Annotated in this window: 20 protein-coding genes; 10 read left to right on the top strand and 10 right to left on the bottom strand. The window is 59.1% G+C overall.

The genetic code is table 11. The annotated features are described in order from the left end of the window. Nucleotides 1-113: 113 nt before the first annotated feature. Nucleotides 114-1925, bottom strand: coding sequence for an ABC transporter ATP-binding protein (locus tag IV01_RS05375; RefSeq protein WP_032630630.1), 1812 nt, complete (start codon nt 1923-1925; stop codon nt 114-116). 218 nt (nt 1926-2143) lie between these two features. On the opposite strand from IV01_RS05375, the gene IV01_RS05380 reads away from it, so the two are divergent. Continuing rightward, nucleotides 2144-2578, top strand: coding sequence for a DUF1810 domain-containing protein (locus IV01_RS05380; protein ID WP_032630629.1), 435 nt, complete (start codon nt 2144-2146; stop codon nt 2576-2578). Here IV01_RS05380 and IV01_RS05385 read toward each other — a convergent pair. Then, on the bottom strand, nt 2575-3648 hold the full coding sequence (locus tag IV01_RS05385) for a DUF1615 domain-containing protein (protein ID WP_032630628.1): 1074 nt from the start codon (nt 3646-3648) through the stop codon (nt 2575-2577). The two genes, IV01_RS05380 and IV01_RS05385, sit on opposite strands and share 4 nt — an antisense overlap. A 313-nt stretch (nt 3649-3961) precedes the next feature. Beyond that, entirely contained in the window at nt 3962-4870 is a 909-nt protein-coding gene (gene glsB, locus IV01_RS05390) for a glutaminase B (RefSeq protein WP_032630626.1), read from the bottom strand. Nucleotides 4871-5149: 279 nt separating this feature from the next. Between glsB and IV01_RS05395 the strand changes: the two genes are divergently transcribed. Beyond that, complete coding sequence (locus tag IV01_RS05395) at nt 5150-5383, top strand: hypothetical protein (protein ID WP_032630624.1); 234 nt, start codon at nt 5150-5152, stop codon at nt 5381-5383. Nucleotides 5384-5445: 62 nt separating this feature from the next. Beyond that, entirely contained in the window at nt 5446-5631 is a 186-nt protein-coding gene (locus tag IV01_RS05400; protein ID WP_050507894.1) for a hypothetical protein, read from the top strand. Nucleotides 5632-5728: 97 nt separating this feature from the next. On the opposite strand, the gene IV01_RS27255 is transcribed toward IV01_RS05400, so the two are convergent. From IV01_RS27255 to IV01_RS05415, 4 genes are all read right to left on the bottom strand, one after another. Further along, a complete protein-coding gene (locus tag IV01_RS27255) occupies nt 5729-5860 on the bottom strand; it encodes a hypothetical protein (RefSeq protein WP_080290378.1) in 132 nt (43 codons plus the stop codon). Between the two features lie 12 nt (nt 5861-5872). Then, nucleotides 5873-6934: an SDR family oxidoreductase gene (locus IV01_RS05405; RefSeq protein WP_032630623.1), complete on the bottom strand. Its 1062-nt coding sequence runs from the start codon at nt 6932-6934 to the stop codon at nt 5873-5875. Nucleotides 6935-7361: 427 nt separating this feature from the next. Continuing rightward, nucleotides 7362-9785 carry a glucose/quinate/shikimate family membrane-bound PQQ-dependent dehydrogenase gene (locus IV01_RS05410; protein ID WP_032630622.1) on the bottom strand — a complete coding sequence of 808 codons (2424 nt, stop codon included), beginning with the start codon at nt 9783-9785 and terminating at the stop codon, nt 7362-7364. Between the two features lie 542 nt (nt 9786-10327). Then, nucleotides 10328-10708 carry a RidA family protein gene (locus tag IV01_RS05415; RefSeq protein WP_032630621.1) on the bottom strand — a complete coding sequence of 127 codons (381 nt, stop codon included), beginning with the start codon at nt 10706-10708 and terminating at the stop codon, nt 10328-10330. A gap of 186 nt (nt 10709-10894) precedes the next feature. Here IV01_RS05415 and IV01_RS05420 point away from each other — a divergent pair, with 186 nt between their 5' ends. Together IV01_RS05420 and IV01_RS05425 are read left to right on the top strand one after the other, a co-directional pair. Further along, nucleotides 10895-11995 (top strand): AI-2E family transporter, encoded by a 1101-nt coding sequence (locus IV01_RS05420; protein WP_032630620.1) that lies wholly within the window; start codon nt 10895-10897, stop codon nt 11993-11995. Nucleotides 11996-12070: 75 nt separating this feature from the next. Further along, entirely contained in the window at nt 12071-12307 is a 237-nt protein-coding gene (locus tag IV01_RS05425) for a PLD nuclease N-terminal domain-containing protein (RefSeq protein ID WP_229636153.1), read from the top strand. Nucleotides 12308-12540: 233 nt separating this feature from the next. Here IV01_RS05425 and IV01_RS0125440 read toward each other — a convergent pair whose 3' ends face one another. Together IV01_RS0125440 and IV01_RS05430 are read right to left on the bottom strand one after the other, a co-directional pair. Then, on the bottom strand, nt 12541-13824 hold the full coding sequence (locus tag IV01_RS0125440; protein ID WP_050507892.1) for an MFS transporter: 1284 nt from the start codon (nt 13822-13824) through the stop codon (nt 12541-12543). A 128-nt stretch (nt 13825-13952) separates the two neighbouring features. Then, entirely contained in the window at nt 13953-14909 is a 957-nt protein-coding gene (locus IV01_RS05430; protein WP_032630618.1) for a LysR family transcriptional regulator, read from the bottom strand. Between the two features lie 102 nt (nt 14910-15011). Between IV01_RS05430 and IV01_RS05435 the strand changes: the two genes are divergently transcribed. From IV01_RS05435 to IV01_RS05455, 5 genes are all read left to right on the top strand, one after another. Next, nucleotides 15012-15752 carry an SDR family oxidoreductase gene (locus IV01_RS05435; protein WP_032630617.1) on the top strand — a complete coding sequence of 247 codons (741 nt, stop codon included), beginning with the start codon at nt 15012-15014 and terminating at the stop codon, nt 15750-15752. Nucleotides 15753-15792: 40 nt separating this feature from the next. Then, the gene (locus tag IV01_RS05440; protein WP_032630616.1) at nt 15793-16641 is read left to right on the top strand and encodes an ureidoglycolate lyase; all 849 of its coding nucleotides are present in this window, start codon (nt 15793-15795) and stop codon (nt 16639-16641) included. Nucleotides 16642-16808: 167 nt separating this feature from the next. Then, complete coding sequence (denD, locus tag IV01_RS05445) at nt 16809-17798, top strand: D-erythronate dehydrogenase (RefSeq protein WP_032630615.1); 990 nt, start codon at nt 16809-16811, stop codon at nt 17796-17798. Nucleotides 17799-17976: 178 nt separating this feature from the next. After that, nucleotides 17977-19350, top strand: coding sequence for an MFS transporter (locus tag IV01_RS05450; protein WP_032630614.1), 1374 nt, complete (start codon nt 17977-17979; stop codon nt 19348-19350). Then, a complete protein-coding gene (locus IV01_RS05455) occupies nt 19347-20231 on the top strand; it encodes an NAD(P)-dependent oxidoreductase (RefSeq protein ID WP_032630613.1) in 885 nt (294 codons plus the stop codon). Before IV01_RS05450 ends, IV01_RS05455 begins: the two co-directional genes overlap by 4 nt. Nucleotides 20232-20333: 102 nt before the next feature. Here the strand turns inward: IV01_RS05455 and IV01_RS27560 are convergent. After that, nucleotides 20334-20407 (bottom strand): IS3 family transposase (locus IV01_RS27560; RefSeq protein WP_418903503.1); only part of this gene is annotated, 74 nt, incomplete at its 5' end.

Below are 20407 nucleotides of genomic sequence, written 5' to 3'. Positions count from 1 at the left end.
TGGGCGAAATCATATCGCCCTTAAGAGGTGTCCGGAATCATTAGGCCAGTTCAGCCTCGCTCCCACAGGGATGGCGCAGTTTGAAAAATTGTGGTCAACCCATGGACCAATCCTCACCTATACCCCCGAGCCTGCAAATCAAACAACTGCGCATAGCGCCCACCCGCCGCCAGCAGGCTGGCGTGATCGCCGCGTTCCAGAACCCGTCCCTGATCGAGCACCACGATGTGATCGGCATTGCGCACGCTGGAAAACCGATGAGAAATCAGCAACGTCATACGCCCCTTGGCGTATTCGCGAAAGTGATCGAACACAGCGGCTTCCGCTCCGGCATCCAGTGCCGCAGTGGGTTCATCGAGAATCAGCAGGTCGGCGTTACGGCGCATATACGCCCGTGACAGGGCAATCTTCTGCCATTGTCCGCCGGACAATTCCTGGCCACCGGCAAACCAGCGGCCCAGCTGGGTGGCATAGCCTTTATCCAGCCGTTCGATAAACTCCGCCGCCATGCCCTGCCCGGCCGCCTCGCGCCAGCGGTGTTCTTCGCCGAACGCATCAATATCCCCGACTCCGAGGTTTTCGCCGACGACAAATTGATAGCGAATGTAATCCTGAAAAATCACCCCGATACGCCGTCGCAGCGCATCTTCGCTCCAGTCATTGAGGTCGCTGCCATCGAGCAGGATGCGCCCTTCGTTGGGCCGATACAGGCGGGTCAGCAGCTTGATCAAGGTGGTTTTGCCTGAGCCGTTCTCCCCCACCAGCGCCACGCTGCGGCCGGGGGCCAGGTGCAGGTCGATGTTTGCCAGCGTAGCGTGGCTCGATCCTGGATAGGTGAAACCCACGTTTTCGCAGCGCAGGCCGTCGCCGGGATGTACGCCTTCGGTGAGATGTCCGCTCTCCACCGGCACCGGCTGGCCGAGATACTCGTAAAGATCAGCGAGGTACAAGCCATCTTCATAGAGCCCGCTGATTGCGCTGAGGCTGCTGCTCACCGCGCTTTGCCCCTGCTTGAACAGCACCAGATACATGGTCATCTGCCCCAAGGTGATTTGACCGTGCACGGCATCGATCACAATCCAGGCATAGGCGAAGTAGAACGCGCTGGTGCCCAGCAAGCCCAGCAGGAAACCCCAGCCATCGCGGCGCAAGGTCAAGCGACGGTCCTCGGCGTACAGCCGGTCGAAAGTGTCGCGATAGCGCTGCATCAGCAAGGGGCCAAAGCCAAACAGCTTGACCTCCTTGATGTAGGTTTCGTGGGAAAGCAGGGTCTCGATGTAGTTTTGCTGACGGCTTTCCGGTGCCCGCCGGGTAAACAGGCGAAACGCATCGCCGGAAAAGTGCGCTTCGGCGAAGAACACTGGCAACGCGCCAATGACCAGAATCAATAGCGCCCAGGGCGAAAAATGGATCAGCAATACGCCAAAGCTGATCAGGGAAATCAGGTTCTGTATCAGCCCCAGAGATTTGGTCACCAACGCCAACGGCCGGGTTGAGGCTTCTCGGCGCACACGCACCAGCTTGTCGTAAAACTCCGAGTCCTCGAACTGGATCAGCGACAAGGTCTGGGCTTTCTCGAGGATCAGGGTATTAACCTTCTGCCCCAGTTGCACCCGCAGCAACGACTGCTGAACTGACAACGCCCGCTGGGTGCCGGCCAGCAGCGCGAGTACGCCCGCCTCCAACAGCACGTAACGCAAGACTGGCCATAACGGCGCTTCGCCGCTCGCGGCGTGCAATTGCATGGCAGCGACCACGGCATCAACAATCCGCTGACCCAGCCATGCCGCCAGCGCCGGCAGTACACCGGCGATCAGCGTGGCAAAAACCAATCCCAGTGATAAACCCCGGGAAGTGGTCCAGACCAGGCCCATGGCACGGCTTGCCTGATCGAGAAAAGCGGTGAAACGACTGACGACGGGCATGTGGTGGAGGCTCTGCATTTTTTGAATTGGAATAACATCTAAAGGAGCAGGGTTTTATGTGGGAGCGGTGCTTGCCCGCGATAAAGGCACCGCGGGCTGACGATAGATCACCTAAACCTTATCGCGGGCAAGCACCGCTCCCACAGGTATTTGAGGTGCGCCGCAAAATCTGGGCCCGACAGGCTAATCTCAAATCATAAGCCCCAGAGAGGTACAACATGGACGACATCTACAATCTGCAGCGTTTCGTTGAAGCCCAGCAGCCGGTATTCGAACAGGTCCTGAGCGAGCTGCGCGCAGGCCGCAAGCAAAGTCACTGGATGTGGTTCGTGTTCCCGCAGATAACTGGACTGGGTCGCAGCGAGACGGCTCGATTCTATGCCATTACCGGTATCGAGGAAGCGCGAGCCTACCTTGAGCATCCGTTACTGGGACCACGCTTGGAGCAGTGCGCGAAAATCATCGAAGCGCAACTTCAATGGACAGCCCGGCAGATATTCGGATCGCCTGACGACCTGAAATTGCAGTCGTGCATGACCCTGTTCGCCAGCGCCGCACCCCAGCTAAAAATCTTCCAGGCCGTACTGGACACCTTTTACGACGGTGCCCGCGATCCGCTGACCCTGGAAAAACTCGACAGCCAACGCCCTTAACGCCCGGCCCGTTGCACGCAGCGTTCACGCCGAGCATCCACCCGATCGGCAAACCAGGCGGTGGTCAGCTCGCGAGTGATTTTCGGGCTTTGCAGGGTAATACCCGGCAGAATCGCCCGAGGCAGGGATTTGCCCGCCGATTGCTCGGCAAGCTCGAACACCCGCTCGTACACCTCGGTTTTTTGAAAATCCAGAGTATCGCCTTGCTTGAGCTGGCTGAAAATGGCCGAGTTCTTCATGTCCAGGCGCTTACCCAATGAACGCACAGCCAGCTCGGTAGAGCTTGGCGACGTGGAGTCATAGCGAATCAGATCACCATCCAGCGCCAATTTGATCCCGGTGGCCTGGCTGACTGCGCTTTGAAAGGCCGCATTGCGACTGGCGTACCAACCGGCATTGAAGTCGGCAAAACGGTATAACGATTTCGGGTAATCCGCCGGGTAGCCCAGCAAATGGGCGATACCAAAGTACATCCCGCCCCGACGGCTGAACACTTCACGGCGGATCGTGCCGTCCACCGGGTATGGATAGCCCTTGGCGTGTTGCTCGGCGAAAGCGATGCTCACCTGCATAGGCCCGCCGGTGTGTACCGGGTTCAGGCTGCCGAACAGGGTCTGGCCCATCGGCACCATGCCGATGAAGTCATCGAAGATACCGCTCAAATCCTTCTCGGTGCGCGCAGCATTCAGCCGTGCGGCGTAGGTTTTGCCATTGGGCGATTTGATCTGCAACGCCCGGTTGATCAACAAATTGGGGATGTGTAACCGGGCAGCACGCCGGTCAATTTCACCCCGGGCAATTTTCGCCATATTCGGCACGGGTGGATCGACCTGGTAGGTCGATTCCTGTTCGGTCACCGCCAGTACCGAGCACAGGTTCTCCGTGCTGGGGTCAAGCTCCTGGGCGGCAAAGGCGGTCTGGATGTCGGCCGCCCAGCCTTCACGATCCGGAGTTTTGGCAGGCATCAGGCGCACAATCTGCGCGCGCACCTGGCCGGGGGTAAGTTCCGGGGCCTGATTGGCACGCTGGGTGCCGCAGGCCACCAGTAACACGCTGGTCAATGCGATCATCAGCGGCCTTAGAAGCGCCGACACGTTGCACGAAAATTCAAAATACGGCGCGACTGATCGGTTCAAAAGCTGACTTCCTCTGACTCTACAATTATTGCAATCGGCCAGACGTCAGCCGATTCGAACTCAGTAGACCTTTCCCGACGCATGAATGCTCGGAAATTCCTCTCCGGCGCTGGAGACGAGACGTGGGACCGGCTTTAGCCAGGAAGGCGATAGCTCTATCTACCTATATGCGGTGGATGTACCGGCCTCTTCCCGGCTAAAGCCGGTCCCACTTCCAATTCAGATAGATGAAAGCCTGGGATAAAGGTCAGAACACCGACCATTCGATCCGCGCGCTGAGTTTTTCCAGCGCCGCCATGCCTACCAGGGAATTACCTGCCGCGTTGAGCTCCGGGGACCACACGCAAACCGTGAAACGGCCCGGCACCACGGCGACGATCCCGCCACCCACGCCACTCTTGCCCGGCAAGCCGACGCGATAGGCAAAGTTACCCGCCTCGTCGTACAGCCCGCTGGTGGCCATGATCGAGTTGAGTTGCTTGGTCTGTCGGGCGCTGAGGATCTGCTGCCCGCTGTGCACGCAGTAGCCTTGATTGGCGAGAAAACCGAAGGCGCGGGCCAGATCGACGCAGCTCATGCTTAAGGCGCAGTGATGAAAATAGCTGCGCAGCACGTCTTCCACATCGTTATGGAAGTTGTCGAAGGATTTCATCAGATAGGCAGCGGCGGCATTGCGCGAGCGATGCTGATATTCAGACTCGGCAACCTTCGAATCGGAAATGATCTCGGGGTTGCCACACAGGCGGCGCACGAAATCACGCATCGACAATGACGGCGCAGCAAAACGTGACTGGTTGATATCGCAGATCACCAGAGCGCCGGCGTTGATGAACGGATTGCGCGGCTTGCCCCGTTCAAACTCCAACTGCACCAGGGAGTTGAACGGCTGGCCTGAGGGCTCGTGACCCAGGCGCTGCCAGATATCCTCGCCGGAATGCCCGATGGCCTGCACCAGGCTGAACACCTTGGAGATGCTCTGGATCGAAAAACGCGTCTGGGCATCCCCGGCGCAGAACAGCTCGCCATCATTGCTGTAAACGGCAATACCCAATTGATCCGGCAGCACCTCGCCCAACGCCGGGATGTAATTGGCAACCTTGCCCTGCCCCATCAGTGGACGGACTTCATCAAGGATCTCGTTCAGCAGGTTTTGCATGGGTGCGCTCGTTATTCGCCGGTTATTTTTGCAGGCCGCATGCTAGACGATCAGGGGCGGAGGCGCATCACACCTGATACTGACAATGAAATGCCCCTTGTGGGAGCGAGCTTGCTCGCGAAGGCATTGTTCCAGGCGCAAAAATGCTTCGGATGTACTGACCCATTCGCGAGCAAGGTGGAGCGCCACCCCGGTCGCTCCCACATAGGCCGCTCCGTAAGAAAAAACCGGCCAAACATCCGCTACGCTGGATATGCACTCATTCAGGAGGACATTTCCATGACCACAAAAATCATGCAAATCACCCCATGCTCGGGGTGGAACTACATTCACAAGGATGGCCACTCGGGCAAGCTCTACATTCACCCGGTCGCGGCCTGGGCACTGCTGGAAAGCGGTGAAGTGGTCGGTCTGGTGCCAGGTGACATGAAAGACGCCACGACCCCAGGCAAGATCGCTCAATTGGTGCAACCCCCCGCCGTAGGTGGTTATTACGCGCCAATGGAATCCTGACCAGATCAGGCGAACCCCTTTTACTTGCGCCCATTACGCCTGGCGGCCAACTGAACATGCCCATGAAGAAGAAATTCTTTGATTACCTGCTTGCCCGCAATCAAACCGTGTTCACCGGCAAAGACGGCAGCTACGTCAAGGAAACCGACGAGCGCCGCTACGGTGGGGGTTTCATAGCAGGCACAACGATTCCGTATGCAACCTCACAAACGGTGTGGACCACGATCAACCCTTGCCCGGGGTCTTGATGGCAGTGCTCATGTAACCGGAAACCCCGGGCACAACTGTGCCCGGGTTCAATAACACAACGTCGATCCGACCCGCTGTCAAAGACAGGCTAGCCGCTCAACACGCTCCAGGTGGAATCCCACCTTTGTTGAAATCCTTGAGCCGCTCTTTCTCCTGCTCGGTGGCATGCGCCGGAACATCATCCTCAAGCGGCTTTTCTTCTGGGGCAGGCTTCTTTTCTTCACTCATGTTGCAGGCTCCTCATGGAATCAAGCGTCGTTCACGCAGCGCTTCGAACACATCAAAAAATGCCCGATCACTGGCTTGGTAGTCGGTAAAACCCATCAAGCGGCTTTTCGACATATCGGTAACTACCTCAATAGGGCGACCCAGGTCCGCATCGGTGTGCCAGGGCGAAATCAACTTGTCGATGTCGGGTTCGGCAAGGCTGTGCTGCTCCACCAGTTTCTTCCATGCCTGAGCGTCATCAACCATTTGCTCGGCCAAGGGTGCATCTGACTCCGGGAATGGAGCAGGTTCGATGCCAAACCAGTGTGCAATCTGCCCCCACATCCAGCTCCAACGGAACACATCCCCATTGGTTACGTTAAAAGCCTGATTGGCCGCTGCTGGCGTTGTTGATGCCCAGACTTGCTGGCGGGCGACAATGCGCGCGTCAGTCATGTCGGTCAGGCTGTCCCACTGCACCCGCGAACCCGGGAAAGTGAAGGGACGGCCAGTGGCTTTGCAGATAGAGGCATAGACCGCCAGGGTCGTGGCCATGTTCATGGCATTACCCACCGCAACCCCGGTAATGGTGTGCGGACGATGCACGCTCCAGGTAAAGCCGTCACGTTTGGCAGCAGCGAAGACCTCGTCTTCCTGGGCATAGTAGAAGTTTTCCACGTCCAGCCTGCCCTGCTCTTCGCGAAACGGCGTCTTGGGCAAGGTGCCTTTGCCGTAGGCCTCGAAGGGTCCGAGGTAATGCTTCAGGCCAGTGACCAGCGCCAGATGGCGAACACTGCCTTTGGTGCCCAGGACGCTGAGCACGTTGCGTACCATTGTTGCATTGACCCGAATGTTTTCAGCTTCGGAGGCCTGCCGTGACCAAGTAGTGATGTATACGTGAGTCGGAGCGATATCAGCCAGCGCAGCATTCAGAGAGTCAGTATCCAGCAGATCGGCAACCACAGGCGTGACACCTTCCTGCTGTACCGGCTTGCGCGCCAGCCCTGCCACTTTCCAGCCTTGATCCACAAGGCATCGAGCCGTGGCGCTGCCGACTATCCCGCTGGCACCGATGACCAATGCATTGTCATTCATCCGAATATCTCCTGAGTCATTAGCGATTCCGTTTGGACAGGAGCAAAACTTGATCGTGCAAAGAAATCATCGGCGATCTGGTGCGCGGCCGATTCCCCCTCTGTGGGAGCGGTGCTTGCCCGCGAAGAACGATGACGCGGTGTACCTGCAAAACCATGTCGCCTATATCGCAGGCAAGCACAGCTCCCACAAGAGTGATCTCAATAGTGGCGCGACGACGTGGGACCGGCTTTAGCCGGGAAGAGGCCATTCCATCCATCCGATATTTATCGTCTGAAATGCCGCCTTCCGGCTAAAGCCGGTCCCACGTCACATCCGCTTGCGAGCAAACATAGAATCTCCCACAGAAAGCCACATCACTACACAATAAAAAACCGCTGCCATCCTTTCGGACCACAGCGGCTCTGGGTACTGCGGGTGTGAAGACTTACTTGCTATCAGGCAGCGCGTAGGCAATCACATAGTCGCCGCGATCCGGGGACTGGCGGCCGCCGCCAGCGGTGATGACCACGTACTGCTTGCCGGTTTTTGGCGATACAAACGTCATCGGGCCACCCTGGCTACCGACGGGCAGACGGGTTTTCCAGGCCTCTTCGCCGTTGGCCGAATTGAAGGCGCGCAGGTAGTAATCCTGAGTCCCGGCGATGAAGATCAGCCCACCTTGAGTCGACAGTGTGCCACCCAGGGTCGGCATGCCGATCGGCAGCGGCAGGTGCATCTTGACACCCAGCGGACCGGTGTCCTGAACGGTACCGACCGGCACTTGCCAAGCGATTTTCTGAGTCTTCATGTCGATGGCGGTCAGGCTGCCGAACGGCGGTGCCTGGCACGGAATCCCGGCAATCGACAGGAAGCGGTTCTTGTTCACTGCATAAGGCGTGCCCTTGAGGGGTACAGCGCCCATGCCGGTGTTCAGTGCTTCGCCACCGGAAGATGCCTTGGCGTCTTTCTGCTGCGGCACCATCTGGATCCACAGGCCCAGACGCATGTCGTTGACGAAGATGAAGCCGTGAACCGGGTCAGTGGAAATGCTGCCCCAGTTCATGCCACCCAGGGAACCCGGAAAGCTCAGCGACTTATCAGTGCCCGGCGCGGTGTACAGCCCGTCGTAACGCATCTGTTTGAACGCGATACGACACAGCATCTGGTCAAACGGCGTCGCGCCCCACATGTCCGACTCGGTCATGTGTTTGGTGCCGATCTGCGGCATGCCGGTGGACAGCGGCTGAGTCAGCGAATAAGGCTCGTTGGGGATGTTGGCAGCCTTGACTGCAACGTCCTCAACTTTGGTCAGCGGCTGACCAGTGGCTCGATCAAGAACGAAAATCTGACCGGCCTTGGTGCCAATCACCACCGCTGGGACTTTGCTGCCGTCGGCTTTGGTGAAGTCCATCAGCGTTGGCTGCATCGGCAGGTCGAAGTCCCACAGGTCGTTGTGGACAGTCTGGTAGACCCACTTCTCTTCACCGGTCGTTGCGTTCAATGCCAGCACGGACGCGCCGTATTTGTGGTCGAGCGCGATGCGCTCAACGCCGTAGATATCGGTGGACGAACTGCCCATCGGCAGGAAAATCGTGTTCATCGCCGGGTCATAAGACATCGGCGCCCAGCTGTTCGGCGTGCTGCGTACATAAGTAGCATCGGCCGCCGGAGCGTTCTTGTCTTCCGGGTTGCCCGGATCGAACGCCCAGCGCATCGCACCGGTTACCACGTCAAAACCACGGATCACGCCGCCAGGCATGTCTGCCTGCACGTTGTCCGCCACCCGACCGCCAACCACGACGGTGCTCCCCGCCATCAGCGGTGCCGAGGACAGCTGGTAGTAGGAATCGGGGACGTTACCCAGACCTGCTTTCAGATCTACCTGACCGTTGGTGCCAAAGCCCTGGCAGAACTCGCCGGTGTCGGCGTCCACCGCAATCAGGCGTGCATCAATGGTGTTGGTCAGCAGACGCCGCTGGCAATTGGCACCGGCCGGCACCGCAGTAGCGATAGCTGGCGTGCTGCCGTCTACTGGCTGAGCCAGCGGTGCAGAGGCATCGAAGTAAGCCAGGCCACGGCAACGCTGCCAGACTTTACTCTGGGCGTTGACCTCGTTCTTCCACAGCTGTTTCCCGGTGTCGGCATCCAGCGCGATGATGTTGTTGTGCGGGGTACAGATGAACACCTTGTCGCCCACCTGCAACGGGGTGGTCTGATCTTCCGCGCCGTTGCCGTCACTGATCGCCACATCACCCGTCTGGTAGGTCCAGGCCGGAACCAGGCTGGCTACGTTGCTGCGATTGATCTGGTCCAGCGCCGCAAAACGGTTGCCGCCTTCGTCATTGCCGTAATGCGCCCAATTCTTCTGGGCCTTGGCTGGATCAACCTTGCTCAGGCCGGGGCCATCGCCGGTCGGGGCGACCGAGGCGTGAGGGATGAACATGCCGTAGACACCGGCAACCACCGCGATGGCCAGCACGCCGCTAAGCGCGTAACCGCCGTGCCCGCCGACCAGGCCGTTGTTCTTGCGCAGTGTCGGATAAACCAGCGCCACCACAAGACTCAACACCGCCAGGGCGAACAGACGAGAGACTTGCGGCCAGAAATTCAATCCGGCATCAAACAATGCCCAGATGACAGACAGCAGCATGACCGCCGCGAATAGCCAGGCACCCGTCAGCCGCTGTTTGAACAGCAGAACTGCCGACACGAGCATGCCGAGCCCGGCCAGCAGGAAGTACCAGCTGCCGCCAAGGGTAGCCAGGTAACCCCCACCAGCAACGAAGAGTAATCCAAATACCAGCACGCCCAGCGCGGCGACCCAGATGGGCCAGCGACTGACAGATGCCGAAGGGTGAGACTTAGTCATGTTGCATGATCCTGTTGACGCATGAACGTTGGAGGAAGTTAAGCGTGATGGCCGCGCCAACTCTCATAGAGTGCTGGGCAATGGAAGCCGAGAATCTGCGCATGGAAACCGATACAAACCCCGGCCGATAGCGACCATCTAACAATTAACTAACTGGTTAGTTTTGCGACATTAGCAAAAAAACCACCCGCACTGCGACATTTTGTCCTTGGGAATGGCGGAAAACACTGTTGCGTAGAAGGTAATAAAAGCGTCCCAGCCGAACCCTGCAGGCTGGTTAACCTGAGTGTGTGGGTCGGGGCTGGGCGCTGAATCCGGGTGATCCGGATCAGGCGCAATACAAGTCCAGCGGGGAGTCCGACCGGCTTACCGAAAGGCTTGTGAAACCGGGGACGTGAGCATGGTCCCGTAGGAGCTGACCGACGTTACGAGGGCTGCGAAGACGGTGTCTCAGACGGATCGAGATTCGCAGCCTGCGGCAGCACTTACAGCCGACTGCTATATCAAGCTGCTATAGGCCCTGCATTTTTTGCAGGACAACCTCAGCCCTTGGCCGCCATGGCCGTCACTTCCACACGCATGCCTTCGACCGCCAGCGCGGCCACACCCACGGCGGCGCGAACGGGCCAGGGCTGGGCAAAGAAGCGTCGGTACACGTCATTGAAGGCGGCACGGTCGGCCATGTCAGTGAGGTAGATCGTCAGATGAAGCACTCGGTCCATGGAGCTGCCGGCTTTTTCCAGCGCGACCTTCAGGGCTTGCAGCGTGCATTCACTTTGCTCGGTGATGCCGCCCAGCTCCAGGCTGCCATCCGCGCGAGTGGGGATTTGCGTGGAGACCAGCAGACCCCCGACGCCAGCAACATCGGATGAAATGGACTGCGGGTCTGGATCGGGAATAAATGTCAGATCTTGATTGGCCATGAGTGCCTCGTGCAGCAGATGAAAGTGGCGGGCATGTTAACGCGCCCACTCGATGGCTTAAAAGAAGCGTCGGAAGGAAACACATCAACGCTGCGCATCCACGTCGCTCATCGGCTATCGGTCATCACCTGGGATTTGTCACCTACGCTCAAATTGCAAAACCCGCAGCCTGCCAGGAGAACGGTCATGGCTGAAAATCACATGCTGACATTCAATAGCAGCCGGGAATTACTAGACGTATTAATACGGGTCGGCCTGATTTTTGTTCTGGCCATTTTTTGTTATGAGATCTTCCGCCCGTTTTTAAGCCTGATGCTGTGGGCACTGATACTGGCGATCACGCTTTACCCGCTTAATCAGTCATTGGCAGCGAAACTGGGCAATCGCTCCGGTTGGGCGGCCGTGATCGTGGTCATGCTGGGTTTGGCCTGCCTGATGGTGCCACTGAGCCTGTTGGGTGCATCGATAGTCGAGTCGGTGCAAAGCGCCATCAACGCGGTAGAAAACGGAAAGTTTGTCATCCCGCCTCCTCCGGACCGGATGCAGCAATGGCCACTGATAGGAGCGCCGTTGTATCAGCTGTGGCTCCATGCCTCCCAAGACCTGAGTTGGGCCTTTCAACAGGTCATGCCGCACCTCAGGGACTGGTCCAGAGTCGTTCTGCATCAAGCCGCAGGCATAGGGGCCGGCATTGTGATTTTCATATTTGCCCTGATTCTCGCGGGCTTGATCATGGCTCACGGTGCCAGCGGTCAGCGCGCTGGCGTTGCGATTGCGAGCCGTATCACCGATGCCCAGCGCGGTCCGCAGATCACTGCCCTGTGCACGGCCACCATTCGCGCCGTTGCCCAGGGAGTGGTGGGCATTGCCTTTATTCAGATGCTGCTGATCGGGATCGGGCTGGTGGTGATGAACGTCCCCGCTGCGGGGGTTATCGCGCTGGGTGTGTTGCTGCTGGGCATTGTGCAACTGCCGGTTCTGCTGATCAGCCTGCCGGTGGTGGTCTATGTATTCGCCCAGGATGGCGTGGGTACAGCCACAGTTATTTTCGCGATCTGGACGCTTGTCGCCGGGCTGTCTGACAACGTGCTCAAGCCCCTGTTACTGGGGCGCGGAGTCGCCGTGCCCATGCCAGTCATCTTGATAGGTGCGCTGGGCGGTATGGTGACCGGAGGCATCATCGGGCTCTTTATAGGGCCAGTGATGCTGGGCGTCGGCTATGCATTGTTTCTCGGATGGGTGAATGAGCCATTGATCAGGACGGCCGAGATCGCGCCACCGCCATAACTAACACTGCACAATTAATGAACCCTCGTCGCGCCTGAGTGGACTAACCCATAACGACCAACAATGAGGTGTGCCATGGGAAACTCAGAGAGCTGGAATGTATTAGCGGCGATTATGAACCTCCCGGTGTTCTGGAGCGTCTTCGCAGCGATTCTGGTGGTGCTCGAGTTCTGGGCGGTGATCCGGGTTGTGAAGAGTGACGCGAGCCGGGAAAGCAAATGCCTGTGGATCCTGATGCTGGTGTTTGTGCCGGTGATCAGCTTGCTGGCCTGGCTGTTTGTTGGCCCCAAAACCCGGGCTGTACGGGCCTGAAACCTCGCAGTTGCCAGGTATAAACGCTTACCCCTGTGGAAGCGAGGCTTGCCCGCGATATGGCCGGATGCAATAGACCCGCTATCCGTGCTGGCTGTATCGCGGGCAAGCACCGCTCCCACACCGATTGATGGCAGCAGCAGGAGTGCTTCCCAGCCGAGACGTCGCCCCGCCAATACCTCCCTTCAACATTGCCGCAGAAAGAATGCGAGTGAACGTTGAATCTGCTCCACTCAAACTGCAGTCTGAGTTGCAGCTCCGCTAGCCACCGGCGCTCTAACCTCTGGCTCTTTCAGCAACAGGAAATAAGCCATGGCCGAGCAGGCTGCGACGACAGCACTGATCACGAATGCCGAGGAAAACGAGCCGCTCTGCTGCACGCTGAATCCGGTCAGGATCGGCGCGATGGAACCTGCCAGGTAACCACCGAAGTTCTGAATTGAGCCAAATGACGCCACCCGCTCCGACGGCACGATGGTGTTGACGATCATCCAGGCGGTGGCGCTGGAAATGTTGATGAAGAACATGGTCAGGCACAACAGCACCACACAGGCCACCACGTTGGTGGTGAACGCCACGATCAGGGTAAATAGCGCCCCGCCGACCAGCCCCATAATCACCATCAGCTTGCGGCTTGCGAGCACTTTCATGCCCCGGGCAACCAGCCGGTCGCAGGCCTTGCCGGCGATGATAGTCCCCAGCGCACCGAACAGATAAGCCAACGACACCACCCAGGCGGTGCGATACAAGTCCAGGCCATGCTCTTTCTCAAAATAACCCGGCAGCCAGGTCAGGTTGAGCCAGATCATGTAGATCACGCCCATGAAACCCAGAAAAGCACCCCAGGTATTGCGCTCCTTAAACAGTGCCGTCCAGCGCATCCGTGGCGCTTTTGCGGGCTGCGCAGCCACAGGAACTGGCTCGGCACGACCCGTTTCAGCCATGTATTGCGCTTTGCTTTTGTAAAACGCGAACCAGCACGCGGCCAGTACCAGCCCGATCACGCCCGTCAGAATGAACATGCCCCGCCAGCCCAGATGCACCATGAACAGGGTCAACAATGGCGGTGCCAGACACGGGCCGATGCAGGTCGAGGACCACACCCAGCCTGTCGCGGTGCCACGCTCCTGAGTGTCGAACCATTCGGAAAGGGCCTTGGCCGCTGAGGGGAACACCGGCGCCTCGCCAATGCCCAGCATGACCCGCAGCGCCACCAGATGTCCGTAGCTGCTGAACAAGCCAAAAGCCGCTTGCGCCACCGACCAGACGATGAGCGAGCCCCCCAGGGCCAGCTTGCTGCCCAACTTATCGATCAGCGCTCCAAGAGGTAGCTGGGAGAAGGCGTAAGCGACGGAAAAAGCCGAAAGCATGATGCCCATTTGCATCGGGCTGATGGCCAGGTCTTTTTGAATAGAGGTGTTGGCAATGGACAGCGCACTGCGGTCCAGATAGTTGACTACGCCAATCAGGAACAGAAACAGGATAGTCAGCGTTTTGTAGCTTTTTATTGTTCTCATGCGCGCCTCTTCTGAGCGGTTGACGCCCCGACCTTGTCCCTAGTGGCAAGTTGGGGCGCGGGTCACTCTAGTCGGCGGAACGCGAAGTGCCTAATGATGAGATTCCATCAAACGATAACCAAAGGTTATCAAGGCGTCTGGCGGGCGCTGCGCAGCGCATCTGCACCACAAAGCAGCTCTTCAATGAACGCCTGGGCGGACCAGCCGGGGGGCTCATTACGCCGGGTGATGATGCCGTAGTCGGCCAGCACCAGGGGAAACGGCAAAGCCAGACGCGTGAGGCGACCACCCTGCATATCCGGGCCAACCATGGACTCGGCGAGCATCGCGACCATCGGGGCGGTCTGCAGCAGTTGCAGGGTCGTCTGCATCGAACTGGTTTCGACAGTATTTTCTGGAGTCTGCATGCCTGCCTCGGCAAATGCCCTTTCGAGCCGGGCGCGCATGGGTGTGCCTGCGGGGTAAACAATCCACGGCCAGCTGCCCAACTCAGCCAACGGCAGTTCACGGGCGCCCGCCAAGGGATGCTGGCTGCCGGTGACCAGACACAGCGGCTCCGGGGCCAAAGGCTGGAAGTCGAATAGTTTGCGGTGGCTGTCGAGGGTAAACCGGGCAATCACCAGGTCCAGCTGTTTGTGCTCCAGCATGGTCAGCAGATTGGCACTGGTACCTTCCAGAATATCCAGGGTCAACAGCGGCCAGCGTTGTTTGACCCCCACTATTGCCGCCGGCAGCGCCACGGAAGTCGGCGCGAAGATGGTGCCGATCTTGAGAAGACCGTGCCCACCCTGGCGCAGGTGATTGACCTGGCCGACAAAATGCTCTGCATCGTTCAGCGCAATCTGCGCATAGCGCGCCACATGGCTGCCCAGATCGGTGGGTGACATGCTGCGCGGCAGCCGCTGAAACAAGGCGAATCCCATCTGGTTTTCGATCTCGCGCAACATCTTGCTGACTGCGGGCTGGCTGATGTTCATCGCCTCCGCAGTAGCGTGCATGTTTTGCGTGCGGGCCAGATTGTCGATCAGCACCAAATGCCGAAAGCGAAGCCAATTGCACAGTTGCTTAAAGCCCACATCGGCCATTCGATAACCTCCTGTTATTAGGCATTGAGAATATCTCATTGGCGATTATCGGCAACCGGTCCTAGGGTATGCCCGTCGCAAACAATAACAATGGACATCCACATGAACCTCGCCAACAAACGCGTTCTGATTACCGCAGCGGCGCAAGGCATAGGTCGCGCTTCGGTGCTGGCCTTCCAGGCAGCTGGAGCCCATGTCATCGCCACCGACCTGAACATAGAAGCTCTTCAAGACCTCCCCGGCATTCAGGCTTTAAAACTGGACGTGACCGACGCCTCGGCCATCGACGCGATTCGCCAAGAGGTGGGCACCCTTGATGTGCTGTTCAATTGCGCGGGCTATGTGCACAGCGGCGCATTGCTGGACTGCGACGAACAGGCCTGGCAGTTTTCCTTCGATTTGAACGTCACCGCCATGTACCGAATGATCCGTGCATTTTTGCCGGGCATGCTGGATGCGGGCGGTGGCAGCATCGTCAACATGGCGTCCGTGGCCTCCAGCGTCAAAGGGGTACCCAACCGCTTTGCCTACACCGCCAGCAAAGCCGCCGTCATTGGTCTGACCAAGTCGGTAGCCACGGACTACGTCAGCAAAGGCATCCGCTGCAACGCTATCTGCCCCGGCACCGTCGACTCCCCTTCCCTGCGCCAGCGTATTGCCGAGCAGGCCCGCGAACAGGGCCGCACCGAGGCTGAGGTCTATCAGGCGTTTGTCGACCGCCAGCCCATGGGCCGCATTGGCACGCCGGAGGAAATTGCCCGGCTGGCGCTGTATCTTGCCAGCGACGCCAGCGCTTACACCACCGGTGGTGTGCACGTCATTGATGGCGGGATGAGCGTCTGATCCTTTCGATCTTCATTTTTAGAAAACAGGGAATCCCCTTATGAAACTGCTGCGCTATGGCGAGAAAGGCCAGGAAAAACCCGGTTTGCTGGACGCTCAAGGACAGATCCGCGATTTGTCGGCGCATATTGCTGACGTCGCTGGCACTGCCCTCGAGCCCGACAGCCTTAACGCCCTCAGCAAGCTCGACCCCGAAAGTCTGCCACTGGTAACAGGTTCGCCACGCATCGGCGCCTGTGTGGGTCAGGTCGGTAAATTTCTCTGTATTGGTCTGAACTACGCCGACCACGCGGCGGAATCGAACATGCCCGTGCCAAGTGAGCCAGTGATTTTCAGTAAGTTCACCAGCGCGATTTGCGGGCCAAACGATGATGTCGAGATTCCGCGTGGCTCGACCAAAACCGACTGGGAAGTCGAGCTCGGCGTGGTGATCGGCAAAGGTGGCCGCTATATCGATGAAAGCAACGCCATGGACCATGTGGCGGGCTATTGCGTGATCAATGACGTGTCCGAGCGCGAATGGCAGCTGGAGCGTGGCGGTACCTGGGACAAAGGCAAGGGCTTCGACACCTTCGGCCCGATCGGCCCATGGCTGGTGACTCGGGATGAAATCACCGACCCGCATCAACTCAACCTCTGGCTGGAAGTTGACGGGCATCGCTATCAGGACGGCAACACCCGCACTCTGGTGTTTCAGATTCCGGCACTAGTGGCTTACCTGAGCCGCTGCATGTCCCTGCAACCGGGGGACATCATTTCTACCGGCACCCCTCCGGGGGTTGGCCTGGGGGTCAAACCCAATCCTGTCTTCCTGCGCGCTGGCCAGAAGATGCGTCTGGGTATTGAAGGTCTGGGTGAACAGCAGCAAACCACCGTCCAGGCGGATTGAATGTTGGATTCATGAACATCCCGTGGGCCGGCTTTAGCCGGGAAGAGGCCAGTACATCCGCTGCATTTCTATCGTCTGAGATGCCGTCTTCCCGGATAAATCCGGTCCACAAGTGATCCGCGTCAGAGACAGAACACCCCGCTCAACAATAAAAACAGGAGCATGACATGCGAATCCTCATCACCGGCGGCACCGGTTTCATCGGCAAACAATTGGCCGAACGGCTGCTCGACCTGCACAGCCTGGCCCTGGAAGGTCAGGCACCACAGGCCATCGAGCGCATCGTATTGTTCGACGCCTTTGCTGGTGAAGATGTGCCCAATGATGCCCGGATCGAAGTGGTCACCGGCGACATTGCCGACCCCAAGGTTGTGGCGCGGGTCACCGATGGCGTCGATCTGGTGTGGCATCTCGCGGCTGTGGTCAGCTCGGCCGCCGAAGCGGATTTCGATCTAGGCATGCAGGTCAATCTGCACGGTTTGATGACACTGCTCGAAACCCTGCGTCAACAAGGCAACAAACCCCGATTTGTTTCCGCCAGTGGCTTTGCGGTATTTGGCGGCAAGCTGCCTGAAGTCGTCGACGACGACACGGTGCTGACCCCGAAATCGTCCTATGGCATGCAGAAGGCCGTCGGCGAACTGCTGGTGGCGGACTATGCCCGCAAAGGTTTTGTCGACGGGCGAATCCTGCGCCTGCCTACCGTGGCAGTACGTCCCGGCAAACCCAACAAGGCTGCTTCGACATTCTTCAGCTCGATCATTCGTGAACCGCTAGTAGGTTTGCCCGCCGTTTGCCCGGTCCGACCTGACACTCAGGTGTACCTCACCTCGCCACGGCGCATCGTTGAGTCCATGTTGCACGCCATGACCCTGTCATCCCAGACCCTGGGCGACGAGCGCATCATCCCGCTGCCTGGCGTCACCACCACGGTCGCCGACATGATCGCAGCGCTGGAACGGGTAGCCGGGCCTGAAGTGGTCAAACTGATCCGCTGGGAACCGGACGCCACCATCCAGCGCATCGTCGAAAGCTGGCCGAGCCGAGTCAATGCGCCCCGCGCCAGAGCTTTGGGCTTCAGCGCTGATGCCGATTTCGACGCGATCATCCGCGCCCATATCGAGGACACCCGTGGAACCGGCTTCAGCCGGGAATAGGCCATTGAATTGGCAGCATGTGTGGCCTGAGGAATACAGGCTTCCCAGCTAAAGCCGGTCCCACAAAACCAGCCACAAGGCTATGCCGCTGTAGAAGTACTGACCGGCAAACATAGGGCTTCACCCTGGCATTGCTTGCCGCATCCATAACAACAAAAACAACGCGAGGCCATGCGCCATGATCACCCCACATCCCGATGTTTCGGATCTAGAAAAACAAACTATCAAGCGCGTTACCCGGCGCATGATCCCGTTCCTCATCCTGTTGTTCGTGGTGGCCTTTCTGGACCGCAACAACGTCGGTTTCGCGGCGTTGCACATGAACGCGGACATCGGCATCAGTCAGGCGATCTACGGCCTGGGTGCGGGGATTTTCTTTCTTGGTTACTTCATGTTCGAAGTACCGAGCAACATTCTGCTGCACCGCTACGGCGCCCGAGTGTGGCTGGCGCGGATCATGGTGACCTGGGGCATTATTGCCGGCGCCATGGGCTTTCTACAGACCGCCGGGCACTTCATTACCTTGCGGGTACTCTTGGGTATCGCCGAAGCCGGGTTCTTTCCCGGGGTGATTTACCTGCTGTCCCTGTGGTTCCCCAGCCGTTACCGGGCACGAATGATTGCCACCTTCTACCTGGGCGTGCCCATTGCTCAGGTTCTGGGTGCGCCGCTGTCGGTGGGTCTGATGCAACTGGGCGATGCCTGGGGCTTCGTCGGCTGGCGGGTGATGTACATCGTCGAGGCCGTTCCGGCGGTGATTCTGGGTGTGGTCTGCTATTTCTACCTCACTGATCGCCCCGCCGACGCTCATTGGCTGACCAACGAACAGCGCAACTGGCTGATCAGGACCCTGGACCAGGAAGAGCGCAACAAACCTCTGGTGGTGGGCATCCAGCCGACCAAGGGCCAGATGATTCGCAAGGCGCTGGCCAACAAGCAGGTGTGGATGCTGGCGCTGGTGTATTTCGGCATCACCTCGGGTTCCAACGCCATGAACTTCTTCCTGCCCACCGTGCTGGCTTCGTTCCGCGCCTCGTTCGGGCTGGAAATCGGCCTGATGCAGAACGGTTTGATCACCGCGATCCCGTATGCCGTCGCTGCCGTGGCGATGATCTGGTGGAGCCGCCGTTCGGATCGCCTGCAAGAGCGTCACTGGCACGCAGGCGGCGCTGCCATGCTGGCCGCTGCCGCTATCGCCCTCGCACTGGTGATCAATCAACCGTGGATCATCGTGATTGGTTTTGTGTTCCTGGCTATGGGTGTTTACAGCGCCATCAATGTGTTCTGGGCCGTACCGGGACAAGTGCTGACCGGCGTCGGCGCCGCTGCCGGGATTGGTCTGATCAACTCCATCGGCAACCTGAGCGGCTTTTCCGGCCCTTACCTGACCGGACTGTTGTTCACCATGACCGGCAGCTACACACCCGGCTTCCTGATGATTGCCGCTCTCGTCGGCCTGGGCGGGCTGGGCATGGTGCTGATGCCGCGCAATCCGGTCTCGCTGGCCGGTACGCCAGGCGCCACCGATGAAACCCTGGGAGCCAAAACATGAGTCAACCCACCATTGCCTTCGTCGGCACCGGGATCATGGGCCAGCCCATGGTCCTCAACCTGCTGCGTGGCGGGTATAGGGTCCGCGTCTGGAACCGCTCGAAGGCCAAGACAGCCGAGCTTTCGGGAGAAGGCGCGCAGATTTTCGACTGCGCTGCTACCGCCGCAGAAGGTGCTCAAGTACTGGTGTGCATGCTCAGCGATGGTCCGACCTGTGACCGGGTATTGTTCGGTGAGGCCGGTGCGGCGCAGACGCTGCCAGCGGGAGCACTGGTGATTGTCATGAGTTCGATCCCCGTGGAGACCGCTGTCGAACAGGCACGCCAGTGCGCCGAATTGGGTTTGCGCTACCTGGACGCGCCGGTGTCCGGTGGCCAGCGTGGCGCCCGGGAAGCCAGCCTGGCGATCATGGTCGGCGGCGACAGTGTCGCGTTCGAGCAAGGACGCGATGTGCTGGCAACCATGGGCCGACCGGTGCATGTCGGCCCTGCCGGCACCGGCCAGCTGTCGAAACTGGTCAACCAGCTGATCGTGGCAAGCTCCATCGCTACCGTGGCTGAAGGTTTGTTGCTGGCCGAACGGGGTGGTGCTGACCCGGCCAAAGTCCATCAGGCGCTGCTCGGCGGTTTCGTCGACTCGCCCATCTGGCGCCAGCATGGCCAGCGTATGCTCGACAACGACTTCACCCCGGGTGGCCCCGCGAAATGGCAACTCAAGGACACCCACACCGCCCTCGCCCAAGCCAAAACCCTGGGCCTGACGCTTCCCGTGGCCAGCCTGGTTGATGGTCTGTTCCAGGCCATGGTCGATGCAGGCGACGGCGAACTGGATCACGCAGGGCTGATTCGTCAGTTGCGTCGAGATAACTCGTTGCCGCAATAGCCAATGGCAGCAGTCTCCCTGTAATACCTTCTTGCCTGATTCGCGGGAGAGCCCGCTCCCACAGGATTCTGAAGTGCGCCCCAAAAGTTGGACAGCTGTTGGCTAGGCTACCGTGGACTGGGTTCTGTACGCTACAGGGCTCAGCCCACCCAGCTTCATCTTGATTCGATCATGGT

The organism is Pseudomonas syringae (assembly GCF_000737245.1).
In the GTDB taxonomy this organism is placed as follows: Bacteria; Pseudomonadota; Gammaproteobacteria; order Pseudomonadales; family Pseudomonadaceae; genus Aquipseudomonas; species Aquipseudomonas syringae_J.
This window is presented reverse-complemented; position numbering and strand designations above follow the sequence as displayed.